The organism is Vibrio sp. sp1 (genome assembly GCF_016920955.1).
GTDB classification, from domain to species: domain Bacteria; phylum Pseudomonadota; class Gammaproteobacteria; order Enterobacterales; family Vibrionaceae; genus Vibrio; species Vibrio alginolyticus.
This window is the reverse complement of sequence record NZ_CP060589.1, coordinates 1,096,615-1,117,546: the sequence shown is the minus strand read 5'-3', so window position 1 is coordinate 1,117,546 and position 20,932 is coordinate 1,096,615. Positions and strand designations below refer to the sequence as shown.

Here is a 20,932-nt window from a genome sequence, read left to right as displayed (position 1 = left end):
ATTTATTTCATAAATAAACCTGATAGTAGACGCAAATGGCAGGCTCTAACCAGAGCTAAGTTTGCATTTACATAAATATCAGGTATGACAATGGACACGTTAATCAAACCCTCAATACTCGCATTAACCATCGCCAGTGCACTTAGTGCAAACGCGAACGCAGAGATTATTATTTCCCAATACGTAGAAGGCGGCGCTTATAATAAAGCGGTAGAGATCGCTAATACGGGTGATACTGCGGTGACACTCACTGGCTACGAGTTGGCGAAATCATCAAACGGTGGTGGTACTTGGGGTAGCACATTCGACCTTAGCCAAGTGACGCTACAAGCTAACCAAGTGTATGTACTGGCGCATGGTGACGCGAGCGATACCATCAAAGCTGTCTCGGATATCACAGATAAAAGCGTTGCGAACTTTAACGGTGACGACCCGATCGCACTGCTTAAAGATGGTGAAGTGCACGACATCATCGGTGTGATGGGTGACGTAGATTTTGGTAAAGACACCACATTAGTTCGTAACAGTGATGCACTAACCCCTTCTGCTACTTATGATGCATCTCAGTGGACGGCATTTGAGAAAGACAACATTGACGGCCTTGGTGAGCTGAATGCGACTGAGCCACCAGCCCCATTCGCCTGTGAAGTAGACGGTCAGCAACCTAAATTCACTACCATTCAAGATATTCAAGGTGAAGGCGACACATCTCCATTCATTGATGGTTACCCATACATTACCGGCGAAGATCACTTCGTAACGGGTGTCGTGACTGCTGTTACTACAGGCTTAACCAAAGGTTTCTACCTACAAGCATTGGAAAGCGACAACAACGACAAGACCTCAGAAGGCTTGTTCATTCATACCGACGCGGCGGACACGGCGCTGAAAGCTGGTGATGTTGTTTGTGTGAAAGGTAAAGTTCAAGAGTATTACAGCAATACTCAGCTTGCTTCTGATGCTAACAGCTATGTGAAAACAGGCACCTCTGAAACCCCTCGAGTTACCGATCTTGTTATCAAAGAAGGTGAGACACTACGTGATGCGCTAGAGCGTCATGAAGGGATGCAAGTTGAGTTAACCTCGGCAAGTGACTTGTTTGTAACTCGCAACTTCTCTTACGACTACGATTCACGTCGTAACAATATGATGCTCTCTCATGAAGCGCCATTGTTAAAGCCGACTCAATTACACGCGGCAGAGAGCGATGCAGCCGTTGAGCTAGCAAAAGACAACGCAGCAAACCGCGTATACCTAGAATCAGATGGCAAAGCACCAAACGGCCAAATCCCATACTACCCAGATTTTGCTAAAGATGCAGACCAAGATGGCTCTTCAGAGCAGCACATTCGCCTTGGTTCTCGAGTAGAAGGTCTTCAGGGTGTCGTGGCTTACAGCTACAACGAATACCGCCTGATTGCGACCAATGAAGTCGATAACACCAACTTTGTGACTTCAGGTGAAGGCTTCGATGTGGCTCGTAAAGATGCCCCAGCGATTGCGGACTCAGATTTGCGTATTGCAAGCTTCAACGTACTGAACTACTTCAACTCCGTGGCTGACAGTGGCCATGAAAACCCAACCGGACAAAACCGTGGTGCGACTAACCTAGATGAGTTCCTGATCCAACAAGCGAAAATCGTTGCGGCGATGAACAAGATGGACGCTGACATCATTGGTTTGATGGAAGTGGAAAACAACGGCTTTGGTGATGGCAGTGCTATCCAAAACTTAGTTGATGCCCTAAATGCTGAGATTGATGACGCTGAAGATCATTACACGTATGTCGAAATCGAAGAGCAAGACAAATACCAAGACGAATACTTTGGCAGTGATGCGATCATGGTGGCGATTTTATATCGTGCTAACGCAGTAACGCCAAAAGACGCTGCAAAAGTGATCATCACGCCAGAGCAGCACATTGCAGAAAACACAATTACTCGTAAAGAGGGCACAGAAAGTAACCCTGCTTACGATAAGTACCAACGCCACAGTCTACTTCAGACCTTTACGGTGAAAGAGACGGATGAAGATTTGTCTATTGTCGTAAACCACTTTAAGTCGAAAGGCTCTGAGTGTATTGAAGAGTGGATTGCCGGTGTAGAAGATTCTGAGCCAGCGGATCTGCAAGGCAACTGTAACAACTTCCGCGTTTCTGCTGCGCACGCAGTGGGTGAAGCGTTGAAAGAGGTGAAAGGCGATGTATTGCTCATGGGCGACCTCAATGCTTATGGCATGGAAGACCCACTTCTGACACTGACTGATTACTCGAAAGAGAAATACGGCCGTGACATTTATACTGCTGCTTACACAACCATTGGTGATGGTGAACTTCAAGTAGAGAAGACCAAAATTGAAAAAGGTTACGGTCTGCACAACTTAAACACGTTGCTGCACGGCACTGATACGTTTTCTTACACCTATTCGGGCGAGCTGGGTAATTTGGACCACGCATTGGCAAGCAGTAGCCTAGCGCAAAAAGTGGTAGCAATTGAAGATTGGCACATCAACTCACTAGAGAGTAACTTGTTCGAATACAGCAGCAAGTACACAGGTGATATGCCGAAGTACAAAGATGCGTTCTCTGCCTCTGACCACGATCCAGTGATCATCGCGATTGATTTACCAGATGATGACATCGATTTACCGAAAGCAGGTGACAACTTAGCCGTCGATGTCCGTTTACCACCAACGGCGGTTGTGGGCGATATTGTTACGGTGAACTTAACGCCATCCACACAAGCGGCTGCGGCAAGCAGCGATACGAAAGCTTACTCGGCTAGCCAAACTTTAGTTCAAGCTGATATTGATGCGCGTAGCGTGAATATTGAGTTTGAACAAACGCCAGAGCAAGGTAATTATCAGTTAGAAGAGAAAGTGACTGACTCGACAGGTAATATCGTGAAGTTTAGCTCTGTTCGTGATGTTTCAATGACGCAAACTGAAGCTGGAACAGAAGTGTCGAAGGATTCAGATGGTGGTTCGTTTGGTTTTGGCGCGCTATTTGCGCTGCTAGGTCTCGGCTTATTCCGTCGTCGCCGCTAAGCGAATTTACTTCCTGACAAACAGTGCCTAAATAGCTGTAAAGACCAAAGGCCAGCCGATGCTGGCCTTTATGTTCAGAAAAAATATAGAAATGGATAATCATATTGACGTATTAGTTACCAAGTTTGGGTATACTTTTTCAGCAGAGCAAAGGGTGAGACTACTAAATGGACATTAGCTATCGTCAGCTCAAAGCTTTTATCGCCTTGGCTGAGGAACAAAATTTTACTTATGCCGCTGAAAAGGTGCACATCACCCAGTCTGCGTTGAGCCAGATGATGAAAAAGCTGACCCAGCAACTTGCCAGCGAACTCTATCAGCGCCAAGGCAGGAAAATCATCCTCACCGAAGCGGGCGAGCAGTTGTATCAGGAAGCGCGATTTATCGTTAATCGCTTGGATAAACTAGTTCAGCAAAACAAAGACCGCCAACACGGCTACAACAAGTCGCTGGTGGTTTCGTCGCTATATACGTTGTGTGCATCCTTAGCGCCGAAAACCCTCAATGACCTGAAAAAGCGCTATCCAGATTTTACTTTTCGCTTAATTGAAGAACGGGTTGATGACATTACCCATTCAGTACTACAAGGGCAGGCAGACATCGGCATCAACACCAATCCGAATCACCCAGAATTGAACTTTGATTTACTGTTTCGCGATTACCTGTGCTTTGTTTGCCGGCAAGACCATCCGCTCGCCGAGCATAAGCAAGTCAGTTGGGAACAAGCGCATCAATACGCGTCGATTGGTGTCAGCCCTGGGAACAGTTTACGCACACTTGCTGACGAAGCGTTTCAACGCATTGGTTTAACCTATGATCCGGAGTTGAGCGCTTCGCATACCTCAACACTATTAGGGATGATTTCCAGCGGACTAGGTTCGACGATTCTGTCTTCCACTATCGGTGAGTTGAGCAACAACGTGGAAGTTCGCTTTATTCCGATTGTTCAACCGGTTCAGTACCGCTCAGTAGGGCTCATTACACGTAAAGAAACTCATCGAGAGTTAGTCGATGAGTTCAGTTTGATTTTGAAAAAGCATGTCAGCGACTGGGGCTTTGCTGAGTTTATCCCCAGTCGTTAAGCGACGTTACATTGGCCCGACGGGTAAACCTGTCAGCATGTAAATCAGGAATAGCCCGCCCCAAACACTAAATAGCACCAGAGCGTATGGCACCATCATCGCGAGGAAAGTACCAAATTTCACTTGCGGGTTATATTTGGCGATCAGCGCCAGTACCATCGGAATATATGGATTGGTCGGTGAAATGATGTTGGTGGTGGAGTCGGCAATACGGTAGCCCATTTGCGTAATTTGCGGGTCTACGCCAAGTAACATAAAGAGTGGGATAAATACCGGGGCCATGATCGCCCATTGCGCCGAACCACTAAACACAATCATGTTCATCACGCCAGCAAGCATCATAAACAGCGCCATCATCGCCAGCTTTGGCATCTCGACAGACGAAATCCATTCCGCACCATTCACCGCAATAAAGATAGCTAAATTAGACCACTTAAACCAAGCAATGAACTGGGCAATCACAAATACCAAGACAATGTAGCCGCCAACGCCCTTGAGCGCTTTGGACATCAAGTCAGGAATATCACTGGCTTGTTTGATCGTACCCGCTTTGACGCCGTAAACCACCGCATTCATAAAGAAGAATGCCATGATGATCGGGATAATCCCTTTTAGGAAAGGTGAAGGTACCAAACCGCCGTCTGCATTACGCAGAGGTGAATCGGCTGGCAGCAGGGCGGCCAAAAGCAAAGCGATAAACACCAAAGACGCTGCTCCAGCCCATTTCAACGCACTCTTTTGCTTAGTGGTAATTTCAAAAGACGGTTCACTATCGGCGTGGTTGGTTGTCACTTTATGCGCGAATTTAGGCTCGATGTATTTGTCGGTGATGAGCGTCCCTGTGACGACTAAAATCGGAACGGAAAGCAACATAAAGTACCAGTTTGCTGCCGGGCTAACTTCGACGTGTTCAACGATGGCAGACGCTTCGGTTGAAATACCGGAAAGTAATACATCGGTGCCAGCAATAAATAGGTTGGCGGTAAACCCAGCCGCGACCGCGACAAAACCTGCGGCGATGCCGACAATTGGGTTGCGGTTGGTTGCCGCAAAAATCAGACCTGCGAGAGGGGGAACCAAAATGAACGCAGCGTCTGAGGCGAGGTTACCGATGATACCAGTGACGAAAATCGACGCGGTGACAAACTGACGCGGCGCGTTGAGCAATGATTGTTTGATTGCACTGTCGGCCAAGCCTACTTCTTGCAATAGCCCCACCGCTAGCATCATACATAAGACCAATCCGAGTGGTTTAAACGAGACGAAGTTATTCACCGTCGATTGCAGGATGTAAACCAGACCTTCACCACTGATTAGGCTCTTAACGTGCACTACTTCACCCGTAGATGGATGGGTCACGCCGCCGCCAATAAACGAGAATAGGCAAGAGAGCAGCATGACGCTGAGGCACAGGAAGATAAACAAATAGAAGGGATGAGGGACTTTATCGCCCAGTCGCTCAATGCGGTCGATCATTGACGCGCCTGAACTCGATTTTTGCGTAATTGCAGTCGACATTGTTAGAACACTCCTTTGTGTAAAAAGGGGAGTCACTTCCCCTCATTTGTTGTTATTGCTGTTCAATCAAATTGATAAAGTAAGCGGCGCCAATCGGCAGCAGCCGATCGTTAAAGTCGTAGGCTTTGTTGTGCAGGCCAACGCTGCATCCTTGCTCCTCAGTGCCGTTGCCGATAAAGCCGTAGCAACCCGGTACTTTGTTGAGGAAAAAGGCGAAGTCTTCGCTGGTTAGCATAGCTTCACAGCTTGGGTTAACGCGCTCAGCTCCAACGGTTTGAGCCGCTGCGTCGATCGCTCGCCGAGTTTCGTTTTCGGTGTTAACCGTCGGTGGGTGAGAAATTGGTCCGAGTTTAAATTCTGCTTGCATCCCGTGCGCCTTGGCGCTGTGAGCTACTAGTTGCTCGAGTCGTTCAACCAAGCTATCTCGTGTTTGTTGAGACAAAGTACGGAACGTACCGCTCATATGAGCTTGGTCGGCGATGGCGTTGGTTGTTTCTCCACAATGCAGCTGTGTGACCGAAACCACTAGTGGATCAAACGGGTCGTAGTTGCGGCTGACCATGCCTTGAATACCTTGGTAAATATGGGTCGCGACAAGTAATGGATCTTGGGTTGTGTGTGGTAAGCCAGCATGACCACTTTTTCCGTCGACAGTGACAAACAGACGGTCAGAGCTCGCCATTATTGGCCCCGTCTTAAATGCGAAATGCCCTTCAGGAATGCCCGGCATATTGTGCAGAGCGTAGCATTCGTCGATCGGGAAGCGCTCTAACACGCCGTCGGTGATCATGGTCTCGGCGCCACCGCGACCTTCTTCTGCCGGTTGGAATATCAGCACCGCTTTGCCTGCAAAGTTACGCGACTGGGCCAAGTAGCGCGCAGCGAGTAACAACATAGTGGTGTGACCGTCATGGCCACAAGCGTGCATTTTACCGTCGTGGCACGAACGGTGGGCAAATGTGTTGGCTTCATGGATGGGTAGCGCGTCCATGTCGGCGCGAAGACCGATGCTCTTTCCGTCCCCGAGCGAGCCGTGAATCACACCCACCACGCCCGTTTTGGCGAAATCAGTACAGATTTCATCGACGCCGTACTTTTCGAGCTCGGCAACCACTAACGCTTGAGTGTTATTTTCTTCAAAACCTAATTCTGGTTGTTTATGAATGGCATGACGGAGACTAATCGCGTCGGCTAACCAAGGTTCTAAGACTTCAATAATGTTCATACATCTCCCCTTTAATTGAGAATGATTTAACACTATTGAAACAATTCAAACAAACCGGATTACTACTGAAACTATTAGCGTTGCTAATAGTTGCTTGGAGAGAGGTTAAACTAAACGCCGCCCAATACTGAGCGGCTTAAATGACGATTACATCCCGTAGGTGAATGGTTTACCAAGCGGCAGCATGTCCTGATGCACTGGTGCTAATGCGCTCGCGTAACAGCTGAGCAGTTTCAAGGTGTATTGGGTGCGAGCGACAAAATCACTGTCATCGCTATTCGCATCTTGATCGATGAGTTTATCGCTGTTGCGCACAATGAGGTGGTCAGGCAAAAAGCACACGTGGTTATTTTTGCTGCCGGTCATGCGCAATTCGCTGATCGGGTAAACACCGTTGATACTCACGCTGACACTCACCAATAGTGCTGGTTTATGTGCCAGTTCGTTTGCTGTCGTCAGCAATAGGAAGTTTTTCAGCGCAGGGGTTGCCATCCCGTGCCATTCCGGTGTGATAAAGACAAACGCGTCAGACTCTTGCAGTTTTTGCGCGATTGGTGTCCAAACATCCCACTCTTGGATACCTTGCCAAACGCCTTCATTCCAAAATGGCAGGTTCAGTTCATGCAGGTCGAGGATCTCCACTTGGTCGAATTCTTGCAAACCGTGCTGTTTGAGAAAACGAGCTACGTTGAGACTTTGTGAATTTGCCCTTTGGCTGCCAGAGACAATCGTTAGTTTCATAATCATTTCCTTTTGAATTTTATATCTTGTTTATTGGAGTTATGCATTTGCAGCTTTAGGACTATGGGAGGCCAAAAAGATCGAAACCAGTATTGCTCCTGCACCTAACAATTGCAGTGGTGTGAGTATTTCATCTAAAAATACGTAGCCCAACACGCTCGCCGAGACGCTACTCAGAAATCCTAGAAACGCGACGTTTGTTGCAGGAAGACGCTCGATTCCTTTAAACCACAGTGCGTAAGCGAGTACCGCGCCCACTATGGTTAGGTAGCTGTATCCGGCCAAGTTTTTTAGCGAAATGGTCTCCGGTAGACCTTCAAACCATAGCGCTGCAGGTAATAAAAGGATGCCTCCGACGAGGAGTTGCCAGCCAGTGAACGCCAATGTCGACATATTCTCCGGACGTCCCCAGTATTTGGTGAGCACCACGCCACTTGCCATGCTTAATGTACCTAGTACCGCCAGAACAATTCCTTGCGCGCTGATCTGCACCGTTTCGTTGATGACGATAAGCGCTACACCAAGCACCCCGAAGATTGCTGCGATGCAGTGGCTCAAGGCGATCTTACTTTTTAATACCAGCCCACTGAGTAGCATCACGATGATCGGTTGGCTCGACATGACCAATGCCGCCGTTCCTCCGGGCAGGTAGCTCGCCGCAAAAAATAAACAGTAGAAAAACAGCCCGATGTTGAGCGTTCCAAGGCAAGCTAGTTTTCCCCACCATTGCTGGTTCGGAAAGCAGCGTGTATACGCGATGAGCAGTAATCCTGCAGGCAGTGCGCGTATCGCAGAAGCGAGCAGGGGACTGTCTGCGGGTAGCAACTCAGTAGTGACGATATAGGTGCTGCCCCAAACGGTGGGAGCAATCGCGGTGAGCAGTATTGCTTGAATCCTTTCTGCGCTGGTCATAATAACTCCTGTAAAAGTATCTTTTGTGAAAGATTGTTTTTTAAAAGTAATGGTGTTTTTTCTTTTGGTCAAGTATCTTTTTGAAAAGATTTTTAGTTAGTGATGATCGTGAGGATGATGTAATGGACGGTGTAGATAAGATTCTTCAGCAGTGGCAGCAAGCACGACCTGACTTAGATTGTTCTTCGATGGGCGTGGTTGGGCGAATTCGTCGCGCGGCAAACTTCTGGGAACAGGCCCATGGCCAAGTGTGCGGTGATGCTGGGATCAGCGCGATTGAGTTCGATATTCTGGCGACGTTAAGACGTAGCGTCGAACCCGTCACTCCGACAACGTTGTACAAAACGTTGATGATTTCGTCTGGTGCGGTAAGTACCCGATTAGAAGGCCTAGTACAAAAAGGTTGGGTGCACCGCGTAGCGAGCGAAAGCGACCGCAGAAGTAATCGAGTGACATTGACGGAAGACGGTGTTGCCTTTTTAGATCAGGTGCTTGAAGCGCATGTCGCGAGCATGGAACAGCACTTAACTTGTCTCGACTCTGAAGAAAGAAATGCGTTGGAAAGCCTGCTGAGTAAGTTCCTGCAAGCCGAGGTGGAATAACTGATCGTACTTGCGTTTAGATAAAAAGGCGGCACAATACTCGCTTTCAGGTTTCCACGATGTAGTCCCATGCTGTTAATTATCGATAATTATGATTCGTTTACCTACAACCTTTACCAATACTTCTGCGAGCTTGGTGCAGACGTAAAGGTGGTGCGTAACGATGAAATCGATATCCAAGGCATTGAGGCGCTCAACCCAACTCATTTGGTGATCTCGCCAGGGCCATGTACGCCGAACGAAGCAGGTATTTCACTGAAAGCGATAGAACACTTCGCTGGTAAGCTTCCAATATTGGGTGTTTGCCTTGGTCACCAAGCGATAGCGCAAGTGTTTGGGGGCGAAGTGGTACGTGCACGACAAGTGATGCACGGTAAGACCTCACCGATTCGTCATAACGGTCGTAGTGTGTTTAAAAATCTGAATAACCCACTCACGGTAACCCGTTATCACTCTCTTGTGGTGAAAAACGGTACTTTACCCGACGTGTTTGAACTGACCGCATGGACAGAACTGCCTGACGGAAGCATGGATGAAATAATGGGTTACCAACATAAAACCTTGCCAATTGATGCGGTGCAGTTCCACCCAGAATCAATCAAAACTGAGCAAGGTCACGAGTTGCTTGCGAACTTTTTAGCACGCAAAGCGATCTGATCGCGATCACTTTTCTTAACAAATCATTCATCTTTTTGCTGAGGTGAGCGGATTGCAAAACTATGCGATTCTCTCGAGTCTCTTTGTCTATTCATGTCTTTTTAAACCTTCTATCCCCTGTATTACATAACATTTATAAAAAATCACTTCTCTATTTTACTTTCTTGATGCATAAATAGTCATAAGCAGTGATTAATGGAAGTTGCTTTCGAGAACGAAAAGAATAAATCACTATTGAAATGGTTAATTAAATGTAAATACAATGCCGCAATAGCTTAAATGCAAAACATTATTTGCTGGCAAAGAGAGCCGGTTAAATTCGCTTATCTGCTACGCATGCGGTATCAAGAAGGAATGTGCAATGACAACGGAAATTAAAGTAGAGCGCGGTTTATTCGATGAGGTAATGGTACCTTGCTATAACCCGATGGAAATGATCCCTGTTAAAGGTGAAGGTTCACGTGTTTGGGATCAGGAAGGTAATGAATACATCGACTTTGCTGGTGGTATTGCAGTGAGCTGTCTTGGCCATTGTCATCCAGTAATGGTAAACGCGCTAACAGAGCAAGCTAACAAGCTTTGGCACTTAAGTAACGTTATGACGAACGAACCAGCCCTTCGTCTGGCGAAAAAGCTAACAGAAGTGAGTTTTGCTGAGCGAGTGTTCTTTGCTAACTCTGGCGCAGAAGCAAACGAAGCCGCTTTGAAGCTGGCACGTCGTTATGCAGCAGACGTTCATGGCACTGAGAAATCTGAAATCATTGCATTCAAACAAGGTTTCCACGGTCGTACATTCTTTACCGTAACGGTTGGTGGCCAAGCGGCATACTCTGACGGCTTCGGTCCTAAGCCAGGCGACGTGACACACCTTCCTTACAACGATATCGAAGCTTTACAAGCACACATGTCTGATCGTACTTGTGCGGTCATGATGGAGCCACTACAAGGTGAAGGCGGCATCGTGCCACCAACGCCTGAGTTCGCTCAAGCGGTTCGCGAGCTGTGTGACAAACACAACGCCTTACTGATCTTCGATGAAGTGCAAACTGGTAATGGCCGTACAGGTAACTTCTACGCTTACCAAGGTTTAGGTATCACGCCAGATATTCTAAGTACTGCGAAATCACTTGGTGGCGGTTTCCCAATCGGTGCAATGCTAACGACAGCAAAATTGGCAGAGCACATGAAAGTGGGCACTCACGGTTCTACATATGGCGGTAACCCACTAGCGTGTGCGGTTGCAGAAGCGGTTGTAAATGAAGTTACCAAGCCAGAGGTGTTGGCTGGTGTGCTAGAACGCGAAGCAATGTTCCGTGAAGGTCTAGAGAAGATCAACGCGAAGTACAACATCTTCTCAGAAGTGCGCGGTCAAGGCCTATTACTTGGCGCTGCACTAAATGAAGAATGGCAAGGCCGTGCGCGTGACGTGCTGGTTGCTGCAGGTAAACAAGGTCTCATGGTATTGGTTGCGGGTGCCAATGTCGTACGTTTCACACCATCACTCGTTATCACACAACAAGAAATTGAAGAAGGCTTGGCGAAACTGGATAAAGCGATCGCGACTTTAGTTTAAGCGCGATATCAGTTTAAACGTCAACGCAGACACCCCCGTCAAGGATCTCTGATGGGGGAATTGTTCCTACAATATAGTTAGGATCTTCTTGCATCTGGAGGGAGTATTGATGCTAGTAGTTCGCCCTATCGCGATGTCGGATTACGACGCACTGCACACTTGTGCGGTGGAGTCTGGTCACGGATTTACATCTCTACCGGTTAACGAAGAACTGTTAACCAATCGAATCAAACATTCAGAGTACAGCTTTGGTAAGCCAGATGTGGCAGAACCAGGCGATGAAGGCTACCTGATGGTTGGCTTTGACTCTGAAACGGGTGAGGTTGCGGGTACCACCGGAATCGAAGCATCTATCGGCTGGGATGTCCCATTTTACTCATATCACATTAGTAAAGTCGTGCACTCGTCGCCAAAGCTTGGCGTTAACAACGTCGTTAAACTGCTTACTTTTGGTAATAACTACACGGGTAACAGCGAAATTTGTACCTTGTTCTTGCGTGAGAAATTCCGCCAAGGTCTGAATGGTCGTCTAATGTCGAAGTGTCGTTTCCTAATGATGGCAGAGCACCCAGAGCGCTTCTCTGAAACGATCTTTGCGGAGATGCGTGGCGTTTCAGACGACGAGGGTAATTCACCATTCTGGCAATGGCTTCAAGAGCATTTCTTCTCTATCGATTTCACTCTTGCAGATTACCTGACAGGTATCGGCAAGAAAGGCTTTATCGCCGACTTGATGCCGAAACTGCCTATTTACATCAACCTGCTCAGCCCAGAAGCGCAAGCCGTGATTGGTCAAGTACATGACAACACGCGTCCAGCGCTGAAGCTGCTTGAGCGTGAAGGTTTTACCAACCGAGGCTACGTCGACATCTTCGATGGTGGCCCAACGGTTGAGTGTGATCTGCGTAATATTGAGTCGGTACGTCATTCATTCCGCGCGCAAGTCAAAATCTCTGAACATTCCAGCACACAAGACTTCTTGATGTGTAATTCATCTTTCGAGAACTTCCGTGCGACAGTCACTAAGGCGGCGTATGACGCAGAGACACAGAGCGTAATGATCGCACCAGACGTTGCGGATGCACTTTCGGTTGAAGAAGGGGATTTCGTTCGCCTTCTTCCGCAGTAACAGACGACAGAATTTAAGGATAGAAACAATGACACATTGGATTGCAGGTGAATGGGTACAAGGTCAGGGTGAAGCATTTACGTCTCTGTCGCCGTACAACCAAGAAGTGATCTGGCAAGGCAAAGGTGCAACGGCAGAGCAGGTGAACCAGGCGGTATCTGCAGCGCGTGAAGCGTTTATTGACTGGAAAAAGCGTCCATTTTCAGAGCGTGAGGCAATCGTGTTGGCTTTTGCGGAGAAAGTAAAAGAGAACAGCGAAAAAATCGCCGAAGTGATTGCCAAAGAAACTGGTAAGCCGATTTGGGAAACGCGCACTGAAGCAGCAGCCATGGCAGGTAAAATTGCCATTTCGATTCGCGCTTATCATGACCGCACTGGTGAGGCGAGCCGTGAAGCAGCAGGCAACCAAATCGTATTGCGCCACCGCCCATTGGGCGTGATGGCGGTGTTTGGTCCTTACAACTTCCCAGGCCACCTACCAAATGGTCACATTGTGCCAGCGCTACTGGCTGGTAACACGGTAGTCTTCAAACCGTCTGAGCAAACGCCATGGACGGGTGAATTGGCAATGAAGCTATGGGAAGAAGCCGGTCTGCCGAAAGGCGTGATTAACCTTGTTCAAGGCGCGAAAGAAACTGGTATCGCCCTCGCTGACGCTAAAGGCATTGATGGCGTACTGTTTACGGGTAGCGCGAATACGGGGCATGTATTACACCGTCAATTTGCAGGTCAACCGGGCAAGATGCTCGCACTAGAAATGGGTGGTAATAACCCTATGGTGATCTCTGATAAATATGGTGATTTGGATGCCACGGTTTATACCATCATCCAGTCAGCGTTTATCAGTGCTGGGCAGCGTTGTACGTGTGCTCGTCGTTTGTATGTACCATTGGGTGAAAAAGGCGATGCGCTTATCACCAAGCTCGTCGAAGCGACACGCAATATTCGCGTAGACCAACCATTTGCAGAACCTGCGCCATTTATGGGACCGCAAATTTCGGTCGCGGCAGCCAAGTTTATTCTTGATGCACAAGCTAATCTACAGTCTCTTGGCGGTGAAAGCTTGATTGAAGCGAAAGCAGGAGAGGCGGCGTTTGTTTCTCCAGGCATCATTGATGTAACGAACATTGCTGAGTTACCAGATGAAGAATACTTCGGCCCACTTCTGCAAGTGGTGCGTTACGAAGGGTTAGACAAAGCCGTGGCGCTAGCAAACGATACGCGCTTTGGCTTATCTGCTGGTTTGGTCTCAACCGACGACCAAGAATGGGAATACTTCGTTGACCACATTCGTGCAGGTATCGTGAACCGTAACCGCCAGCTCACTGGTGCAAGCGGTGATGCGCCATTTGGTGGTCCGGGGGCGTCGGGTAACTTGCGCCCAAGCGCTTACTACGCAGCAGATTACTGTGCGTACCCAATGGCATCAATGGAAGGTCAAGAAACTGTCTTGCCTGCAACATTGAGTCCAGGTGTAGCGCTATAAGTTTTTATGATAGAGTCGCAACTATGCATTGCGGCTCACCTTGCCGGCGCATCATTTAGGTATGGGTTGTAGTGATCGTTGGCAGAACACGAAAAGTGAGCAAAGACTCGGAAAAGCGTGTTGACTGACTGGCATTTACCGTCACAGGTTGATGGTTGCTCGTTCATTATTCTGGACAACTCTTGTTGTGAACGAGCAGCCAACTTCCGCTTACCTTTAAACTCTACATCTCGTAACAAGGAGTCGTTATGACGCCCGATGTGTTATTTGAATCGCTATGGCAAGATTACATTCAACGTCTTTGCCCTTCGGCTGCTAAAGTGCATCAGCTGCTTCAAGAAGATGAGCCTCTGATTAATGATCATATAGCTTTACGTACCTTCAATATCGCGCCTCTTGGTATTGAAACTCTAGCTAAGCCATTTGTAGCTATTGGTTACAAGGCGTGTGGTGATTACGTTTTCGAAAGCAAAAAGCTGGTTGCTAAGCACTATGAGCACCCAGATCCGAAGCAACCTAAAGTATTTATTAGTGAGCTAAAAGTTGAAGAGTGCTCGTCTGAGCTACAAGAGATTGTGAAAAATTTGGTGGCACAAGTCGATGCTGACAAGCTGAACGATAGCGCATTCTTACATGGTGGACGCTTGTGGGATTTAAGCTTTGCTGATTACCAAACGTTGGCTAAAGAAAGTGAGTACGCATCTTGGCTTGCGGCGCATGGTTACGGAGCAAACCACTTCACGGTGAGCGTTAACCAGCTCAATGAATATGAAGAAGTGAAGCAGGTAAACGATCATCTGCGTACCGCTGGGTTTACCATTAATGAAAATGGTGGTGAAGTGAAGGGCACTCCTGAGGTGTTGCTAGAGCAGTCATCGACCATGGCAGATAAAGTAGCGGTTCGTTTTAGCGAAGGCACTGAAATTATCCCTGGCGGGTTTTATGAATTTGCTAAGCGCTATCCGATGGAAAATGGTGATTTGTACCCAGGTTTCGTGGCCGCTTCAGCTGACAAAATCTTTGAAAGCACGAATGGCTAAGTTTTAGGGTTAACCTGTTAAGCTTACTCATTAGTGTTCGCTGCACCCTATCTCATTTGGTCATGAGTAAATAAAAAGCCACCAATGTTGCCATTGGTGGCTTTTATAATTTTGTTCGTGTCACTCTAGTTCGAGATTAACGAGTACCGTAAACCACGATGGTTTTACCGTGAGCAGAGATTAGGTTCTGCTCTTCTAGCATCTTCAAGATACGACCTACTGTCTCACGAGAACAGCCAACAATTTGACCGATTTCTTGACGAGTGATCTTGATTTGCATGCCGTCTGGATGAGTCATTGCGTCTGGTTGTTTTGCAAGGTTCAGAAGCGTCTGAGCGATACGACCAGTTACGTCTAGGAACGCCAGGTCACCCACTTTTTGGCTAGTTACTTGAAGACGACGAGCCATCTGCGCAGAAAGACGCATTAGGATGTCTGGGTTTACTTGGATAAGCTGACGGAACTTCTTGAAAGAAATTTCAGCAACTTCACAAGGAGATTTAGCACGAACCCAAGCTGTGCGCTCTTGGTCTTCCTCGAATAGACCAAGTTCACCAATAAAGTCTCCTTGGTTTAGGTAAGAAAGGATCATCTCCTTACCTTCTTCGTCTTTGATAAGAACCGCAACAGAACCTTTAACGATGTAGTACAAAGTTTCTGCCTTTTCGCCCGCGTGAATTAGCGTGCTCTTTGAAGGGTACTTATGAATATGACAGTGTGAAAGAAACCACTCTAATGTTGGGTCGGTTTGAGGTTTACCTAGAACCATAATATCTCACTTCCTCTGCAGGGTACGCTTGCGCTATCCATATTTTAGCTAAGCCTGAATTAGGCCTACTAGAATAAGAGCACTTTTTATATGCTGCAAGCTCTCTTGTGTTTCGGTAAGAAATAGTATCCTTTTTCGAAAACGATTTCTTGATTTTAATCGTGCCATGATTGAGATTTTGTAAGCAAAACTGTGCACATGATCACGGTATGAAAAGTAAACATCTTCGCAGGCAGGTTTTTAGCCAATTTTCCCTGTTTCGATGAGCTGTTGTAGGATAGGCCGAACTATGAGCTCCATTGCAAAGCTCATCTTACCGCCGGGCACGACAATCGTGTTGTGGCGTGACATGAATGAGCCATCAATCATGGCCAGCAGATATGGGAAGTCGACATTCTTGATACCGCGTAGGCGAATCACCACAAAACTCTCATCCAAACTAGGGATGCCTTTTGCATTAAGTGGGTTGGAAGTATCAACGGTCGGTACGCGCTGGAAGTTGATGTGAGTACGAGAAAACTGCGGAGTGATATAGTTGAGGTAATCGTCCATGGATCGCACGATTGAGTCCATTACCGCTTCACGCGAATGGCCGCGATCGCGAGTGTCACGTACGAATTTTTGGATCCACTCTAAGTTCACAATCGGCACCATGCCAATTAAGAAATCCACATGTTGAGCAACATTAACATCGCCATCGACCACGCCACCATGTAACCCTTCATAAAACAGCACGTCGCTGTTTTCGGGTAAGTCTTGCCACGGTGTAAACGTGCCTGGCATTTGATTGTAGGGAACCGCTTCGTCAAACGTGTGCAGATAACGGCGCACGCTGCCAGTGCCGTCATGCCCGAACTTACGGAAAAACTCTTCTAATCCCGGGAAGTCATTAGCTTGTGGGCCAAAGTAGCTAATGTGTCGACCTTGCTCGCGGGCTTTGCGAATTTCGATGTCCATTTCTGGGCGAGTAAAGCGATGGAAGCTATCGCCTTCAACCCATGCGGGTTTAACGTTCATCATATTGAACATTTTACGGAAGGCTTCAGATGTAGTGGTCGTGCCGGCACCGGACGAACCAGTAACCGCAATAATTGGGTGTTTAGCTGACATGACAAACCTTGTCGAAAATTACTTACCTGTAATGTGCAGTAGAGTTACTACTGCACGGTCGATATCCCACTATAGCACGTAACAATACCTTGTCATCGAGTGGGATACGGTAAAATGTGAAGGGTCTAAAATTTTGTTTTATGCTGAATATCGACGGTTTCGTGTAGCTCAGAGAACACGATAACCGCTTCACCTTTTTCCAATTGAGCTTTAACTTGATCAATTTTGTCTTGCAAAGAAACCTCGACGGTTCCGTAATCCGTTCCTTCGCGTAAGACGAATTCACGAATTAAGTTTTCCAATGTTTCCGGCGCAATGTCTTGCCATGGAATGATCATAAATACCTCTAACTTTTATGATGAGCGGCTAGTTTACTGCGTTCGTTGCTTGGATACAGCAGAAAGGTAATCTGCGGCGATACTTTCGTAATACGCAGGCAGCGCTTCCTCCAACCAAAACTTAGGTTTTAACGCCGTTCCTGTCAGGAAGCCAACATGGCCACCGTGTTCAAAGAGACGGTAATCAATGTTATCTGGCAGAACAAACTTCGGGATCACATCGTCGGTCATGAACGGATCGTCTTTGGCATGGATGATCAGTGTCGGTAGCGTGATTTGCTGTAGTTTACTTAAGCCAGAGCATTGGTCGTAATAATCTTGTGCGTCTTTAAAGCCGTGCAGTGGTGCCGTGATCAAATCATCGAATTCATACAATCGTGTGACACGTTTTATTGAGTTGTAAGACAAAGCGAGCTCGCCATGCAACAAGTGATGTTTTTGCAACGCGTTGCGTTTGAGTGAAGAGAGTAGGTAACGGCGATACACTTTCGAAAAGCCTTGTTCAATACGGTTTGCACACGCTGCTAGGTCTAAAGGCGCTGAGATAATAGTCGCTGCATTCAAAATAGGGTGGTCTTTATATTGGGCTAAATAATTCGCCAACATGTTACCGCCAAGAGAAATACCAACCGCAACTTTGGGGTGATCAGGAAAACGTTGTTCAAGGTGCTCTAGGAAGTAACGAGCATCCGTCACTTCACCCGAATGGTAAGCTCGTGCTTTTTTGTTTGGTTTACCGCTGCAGCCACGAAAATGCATCATCACCGACAGCCATCCAGATTGAGCAAATGCATTCATTAACCCATTGGCATAAGGGCTATAGAAGCACCCCTCTAACCCATGAAATAAAACAAAAATCGGCTTTTTTTGTGCAGGCTCTTGGGTTGGGTCCTCGCTCCACGCGAGATCGAGAAAGTCGCCATCGGATGTATCGAGGGTTTGCCAAATCGGCGTAAATAACGCTTTTTTGCGAATAAAACGCGGCAAAAGCGTTTGGAGATGCGGGTTTTTGATCCCGGCGGCTGCGAAAAATTGTGTCATACCTAACTGCTCTTATGCGGTCCTTCGGTGTCCGTTGAAGAACTTATTAATATAATCCTTTATAAAGATTATAGGTATTCTACAGATTTATGGGCGTTTTGGTGGTTGAATGTTTGGCACCGGCATAGCAAAGGCTTGCTGCAAATGCTCCCCACCGAGTTGACGACAGTATCTCAACGTCAGTGGGTCACCATCATTTTTGAGTAGTGCAAGTGAGTTAATGCAGTCCACCAAATCCGCTTGTTGCTGCTTTTCTAGTTGCAGCTCAAACTGCAAGGTCTCACGATACAAAGCGTCATTGACTTGAGACTTAAGGTGGCGACGAAGGTCGCGAAAGGAGTGAAGTAAAGTTTCGCTTCTACCTAGACAGTCTTGCACCAAGGGCCAGTCTTTTTCTTGGAAAATGAGTTGCTGCTCATCGAGCCATCTGAGCAGCAGGAGTAGGTTCACGTTACCGTGATAATTGTTCTGTAATGATAAACACGCCTCTTTCACTTCTCGCACACCATAAAATTGCAGACTAAACTGCCAAAGGTGTTCTAGGGTGAGTGTGTATTCAGCGTGTTGATTACTCATTGATTAAACTCTAGCTCCATCTGCTCCAATGTTTCTTGAGCAGACATCCATTCCATTTCAATTTCTTCGAGCTCAGCCTTACTAGAAGCTTGAAGTGCCAGCACTTGGTTAAGTTTAGCTTTATTTTCGGCCGCATACAGTGAGTTGTCCGCCAATTGTTCTTCAGCTTCGGCCAGTGCAGCACCTAACTTATCCATTTTATTTTCTAGTTGTGTCAGCGTTTTGCGAATTGGCGCTGTCTGTTTTCGAAACTCTGCATCGCGACGTTTTTGCTCTTTCTTCGCAGCTGCGCTGTTGGCCGTATCTTTGCTTGGCTGCGCGGCCTGCGCTTCTTTGCGTTCCGCTCTTTGTTGTTCGGTTAACCATTTGTAATAGTCATTTAAGTCACCGTCGAACGGAGCAACTTGTCTATCATGCACTAAATACAAGTCATCGGTCGTAGCGCGCAGTAAATAGCGGTCGTGCGAAACAATCACCATCGCACCTTCGAATGTTTGCAGTGCCATCGTCAATGCTTGGCGCATGTCCAAGTCTAAGTGGTTGGTCGGTTCATCAAGTAGCAACAGGTTTGGCTTTTGCCACACAATTAAAGCCAATACCAAACGGGCTTTTTCGCCACCAGAAAACGGCGCAACTTTTTCTAGTGCTTTGTCACCTTGGAAGCCAAAGCTACCTAGGTAATCACGTAGCTGCTGTTCGGTTTGATCGGGTGCGATTTGCATCATGTGTTGCAGCGGCGTTTCTTCAGGATGAAGCGTTTCTAACTGGTGCTGAGCGAAGTAACCAATTTTCACGCCTTGTGAGTAAGTTAGGTCACCACCTTGCGCGTTAAGTTCACCAGAGAGCAACTTGATTAAGGTCGATTTACCCGCACCATTACGGCCGAGTAGACCAATACGACTGCCAGGAACCAAGTTCAAGCGGATCTTCTCTAAGATGAGGTTGTCACCGTAACCTGCAGATACTTCATCCATCATCATGATTGGGTTTGGCAGCGCAGCTGGCTCACGGAATTGAAAGCTAAATGGGTTATCGAATTGAGCTGGCAGTACTTTTTCCATGCGCTCCAAAGCTTTGATACGGCTTTGGGCTTGGCGTGCTTTTGATGCTTTGTAACGGAAGCGGTCGATGTAGCTTTGCATGTGCGACATCTGCTTCTGTTGCTTTTCAAACATCGCTTGTTGCAGCACCATCTTTTGTGCGCGTTGGTTTTCGAATGACGAGTAGTTACCCGTGTATTCGTTCAGCTGCTGATTCTCGATGTGAATGATGCGACCAACAATTGGATCAAGGAAGTCACGGTCGTGCGAGATCAGAATCAGCGTGCCAGGGTAGTTTTGTAGCCAACGTTCAAGCCACATTACCGCGTCCAAATCCAAGTGGTTGGTTGGCTCATCGAGCAGTAATAAGTCAGAACGACACAACAGTGCCTGAGCTAAGTTTAAGCGCATACGCCAGCCACCCGAGAATTGGGTCAAACTCCAACTCATTTGCTCTTGGCTGAACCCTAAACCGTCGAGCAATTCTGCCGCGCGAGCGCGAATGCTGTAACCACCAATGGTTTCAATTTTACCGTGGATCTCGGCAACTAGGGTTCCGTTGTCTTGTGTTTCTGCTTCAGCTAACTGCTTTTCGAGAGCGCGGTACTCGCGATCACCATCAATGACGTATTCCAGTGCAGTGCGCTCTAGCGCAGGCGTTTCCTGTGCGACCCAGGCCAACTCCCAGTGTTGAGGTTGGCTAAATGAGCCAGCATCAATTGACAGTTCATCTTTCAGTAGGGCAAACAGCGTTGATTTACCGCAGCCGTTTTTGCCCACAAGACCGACTTTATCGCCAGGGTGAATAGTCGCAGAAGCTTGGTCTAAAAGAGGTTTACCGCCACGCAGTAACTGAATATCAGAGAAGGTAATCATAAAGTTTTCATTCACTTTGCGCAGTGCGCGTTGCTTGGTTACATAGCGAAGTGGTTTCAATCGTTTTTAAAGCCACTTGGGTATATATCTAGCGGTGAATAGTAGGGGTATTGGCCGGAAAAGTCGATTGATTCGCTTTAATTGCATTATGCTGTACAAAAAAGTATAACAA

Annotated in this window: 18 protein-coding genes; 8 read left to right on the top strand and 10 right to left on the bottom strand. The window is 47.3% G+C overall.

Features of this window, described 5'->3' with window-relative positions:
• The first annotated feature begins 90 nt into the window (after window positions 1-90).
• Entirely contained in the window at window positions 91-3,045 is a 2,955-nt protein-coding gene (locus tag H9L11_RS05235) for an ExeM/NucH family extracellular endonuclease (protein ID WP_176311187.1), read from the top strand.
• Between the two features lie 167 nt (window positions 3,046-3,212).
• The gene (locus tag H9L11_RS05230; RefSeq protein WP_033907171.1) at window positions 3,213-4,127 is read left to right on the top strand and encodes a LysR family transcriptional regulator; all 915 of its coding nucleotides are present in this window, start codon (window positions 3,213-3,215) and stop codon (window positions 4,125-4,127) included.
• Window positions 4,128-4,133: 6 nt separating this feature from the next.
• Here the strand turns inward: H9L11_RS05230 and H9L11_RS05225 are convergent, their stop codons facing one another.
• From H9L11_RS05225 to H9L11_RS05210, 4 genes are all read right to left on the bottom strand, one after another.
• The gene (locus tag H9L11_RS05225; protein ID WP_053303039.1) at window positions 4,134-5,645 is read right to left on the bottom strand and encodes an AbgT family transporter; all 1,512 of its coding nucleotides are present in this window, start codon (window positions 5,643-5,645) and stop codon (window positions 4,134-4,136) included.
• A 52-nt stretch (window positions 5,646-5,697) separates the two neighbouring features.
• Window positions 5,698-6,870 (bottom strand): M20 aminoacylase family protein, encoded by a 1,173-nt coding sequence (locus tag H9L11_RS05220; protein WP_005381411.1) that lies wholly within the window; start codon window positions 6,868-6,870, stop codon window positions 5,698-5,700.
• A 147-nt stretch (window positions 6,871-7,017) separates the two neighbouring features.
• Window positions 7,018-7,611, bottom strand: a complete 594-nt coding sequence (locus tag H9L11_RS05215; RefSeq protein ID WP_053350711.1) for an NAD(P)H-dependent oxidoreductase — start codon at window positions 7,609-7,611, stop codon at window positions 7,018-7,020.
• A 39-nt stretch (window positions 7,612-7,650) separates the two neighbouring features.
• Complete coding sequence (locus H9L11_RS05210) at window positions 7,651-8,523, bottom strand: EamA family transporter (RefSeq protein WP_005381415.1); 873 nt, start codon at window positions 8,521-8,523, stop codon at window positions 7,651-7,653.
• Window positions 8,524-8,645: 122 nt separating this feature from the next.
• Between H9L11_RS05210 and H9L11_RS05205 the strand changes: the two genes are divergently transcribed.
• The 6 genes from H9L11_RS05205 to H9L11_RS05180 all read left to right on the top strand — a co-directional run bounded on the left by H9L11_RS05205 (window position 8,646) and on the right by H9L11_RS05180 (window position 15,010).
• Window positions 8,646-9,125, top strand: a complete 480-nt coding sequence (locus tag H9L11_RS05205) for a MarR family transcriptional regulator (RefSeq protein ID WP_005381417.1) — start codon at window positions 8,646-8,648, stop codon at window positions 9,123-9,125.
• Window positions 9,126-9,194: 69 nt separating this feature from the next.
• Window positions 9,195-9,782 (top strand): aminodeoxychorismate/anthranilate synthase component II, encoded by a 588-nt coding sequence (locus tag H9L11_RS05200; protein ID WP_053303043.1) that lies wholly within the window; start codon window positions 9,195-9,197, stop codon window positions 9,780-9,782.
• Between the two features lie 361 nt (window positions 9,783-10,143).
• On the top strand, window positions 10,144-11,355 hold the full coding sequence (locus H9L11_RS05195; protein WP_005381420.1) for an aspartate aminotransferase family protein: 1,212 nt from the start codon (window positions 10,144-10,146) through the stop codon (window positions 11,353-11,355).
• 109 nt (window positions 11,356-11,464) lie between these two features.
• A complete protein-coding gene (astA, locus tag H9L11_RS05190; RefSeq protein WP_005381422.1) occupies window positions 11,465-12,484 on the top strand; it encodes an arginine N-succinyltransferase in 1,020 nt (339 codons plus the stop codon).
• A 28-nt stretch (window positions 12,485-12,512) separates the two neighbouring features.
• A complete protein-coding gene (gene astD / locus H9L11_RS05185; protein WP_005381424.1) occupies window positions 12,513-13,970 on the top strand; it encodes a succinylglutamate-semialdehyde dehydrogenase in 1,458 nt (485 codons plus the stop codon).
• A gap of 248 nt (window positions 13,971-14,218) precedes the next feature.
• The gene (locus tag H9L11_RS05180; protein WP_005381426.1) at window positions 14,219-15,010 is read left to right on the top strand and encodes a DUF1338 domain-containing protein; all 792 of its coding nucleotides are present in this window, start codon (window positions 14,219-14,221) and stop codon (window positions 15,008-15,010) included.
• 136 nt (window positions 15,011-15,146) lie between these two features.
• On the opposite strand, the gene crp is transcribed toward H9L11_RS05180, so the two are convergent.
• The 6 genes from crp to H9L11_RS05150 form a co-directional block, all read right to left on the bottom strand.
• The gene (gene crp, locus H9L11_RS05175; RefSeq protein ID WP_005381432.1) at window positions 15,147-15,779 is read right to left on the bottom strand and encodes a cAMP-activated global transcriptional regulator CRP; all 633 of its coding nucleotides are present in this window, start codon (window positions 15,777-15,779) and stop codon (window positions 15,147-15,149) included.
• Window positions 15,780-16,019: 240 nt separating this feature from the next.
• Entirely contained in the window at window positions 16,020-16,889 is an 870-nt protein-coding gene (locus H9L11_RS05170) for a phosphoribulokinase (RefSeq protein WP_005381434.1), read from the bottom strand.
• 125 nt (window positions 16,890-17,014) lie between these two features.
• Window positions 17,015-17,227, bottom strand: a complete 213-nt coding sequence (locus H9L11_RS05165; RefSeq protein WP_005382815.1) for a YheU family protein — start codon at window positions 17,225-17,227, stop codon at window positions 17,015-17,017.
• A gap of 33 nt (window positions 17,228-17,260) precedes the next feature.
• A complete protein-coding gene (locus tag H9L11_RS05160; protein WP_017821747.1) occupies window positions 17,261-18,268 on the bottom strand; it encodes a hydrolase in 1,008 nt (335 codons plus the stop codon).
• An 87-nt stretch (window positions 18,269-18,355) separates the two neighbouring features.
• Window positions 18,356-18,844 (bottom strand): TIGR02444 family protein, encoded by a 489-nt coding sequence (locus H9L11_RS05155; protein ID WP_005382813.1) that lies wholly within the window; start codon window positions 18,842-18,844, stop codon window positions 18,356-18,358.
• Window positions 18,841-20,760 (bottom strand): ABC transporter ATP-binding protein, encoded by a 1,920-nt coding sequence (locus tag H9L11_RS05150; RefSeq protein WP_042523641.1) that lies wholly within the window; start codon window positions 20,758-20,760, stop codon window positions 18,841-18,843. The genes H9L11_RS05155 and H9L11_RS05150 overlap by 4 nt, the downstream gene beginning before the upstream one ends.
• Between the last annotated feature and the right edge of the window lie 172 nt (window positions 20,761-20,932).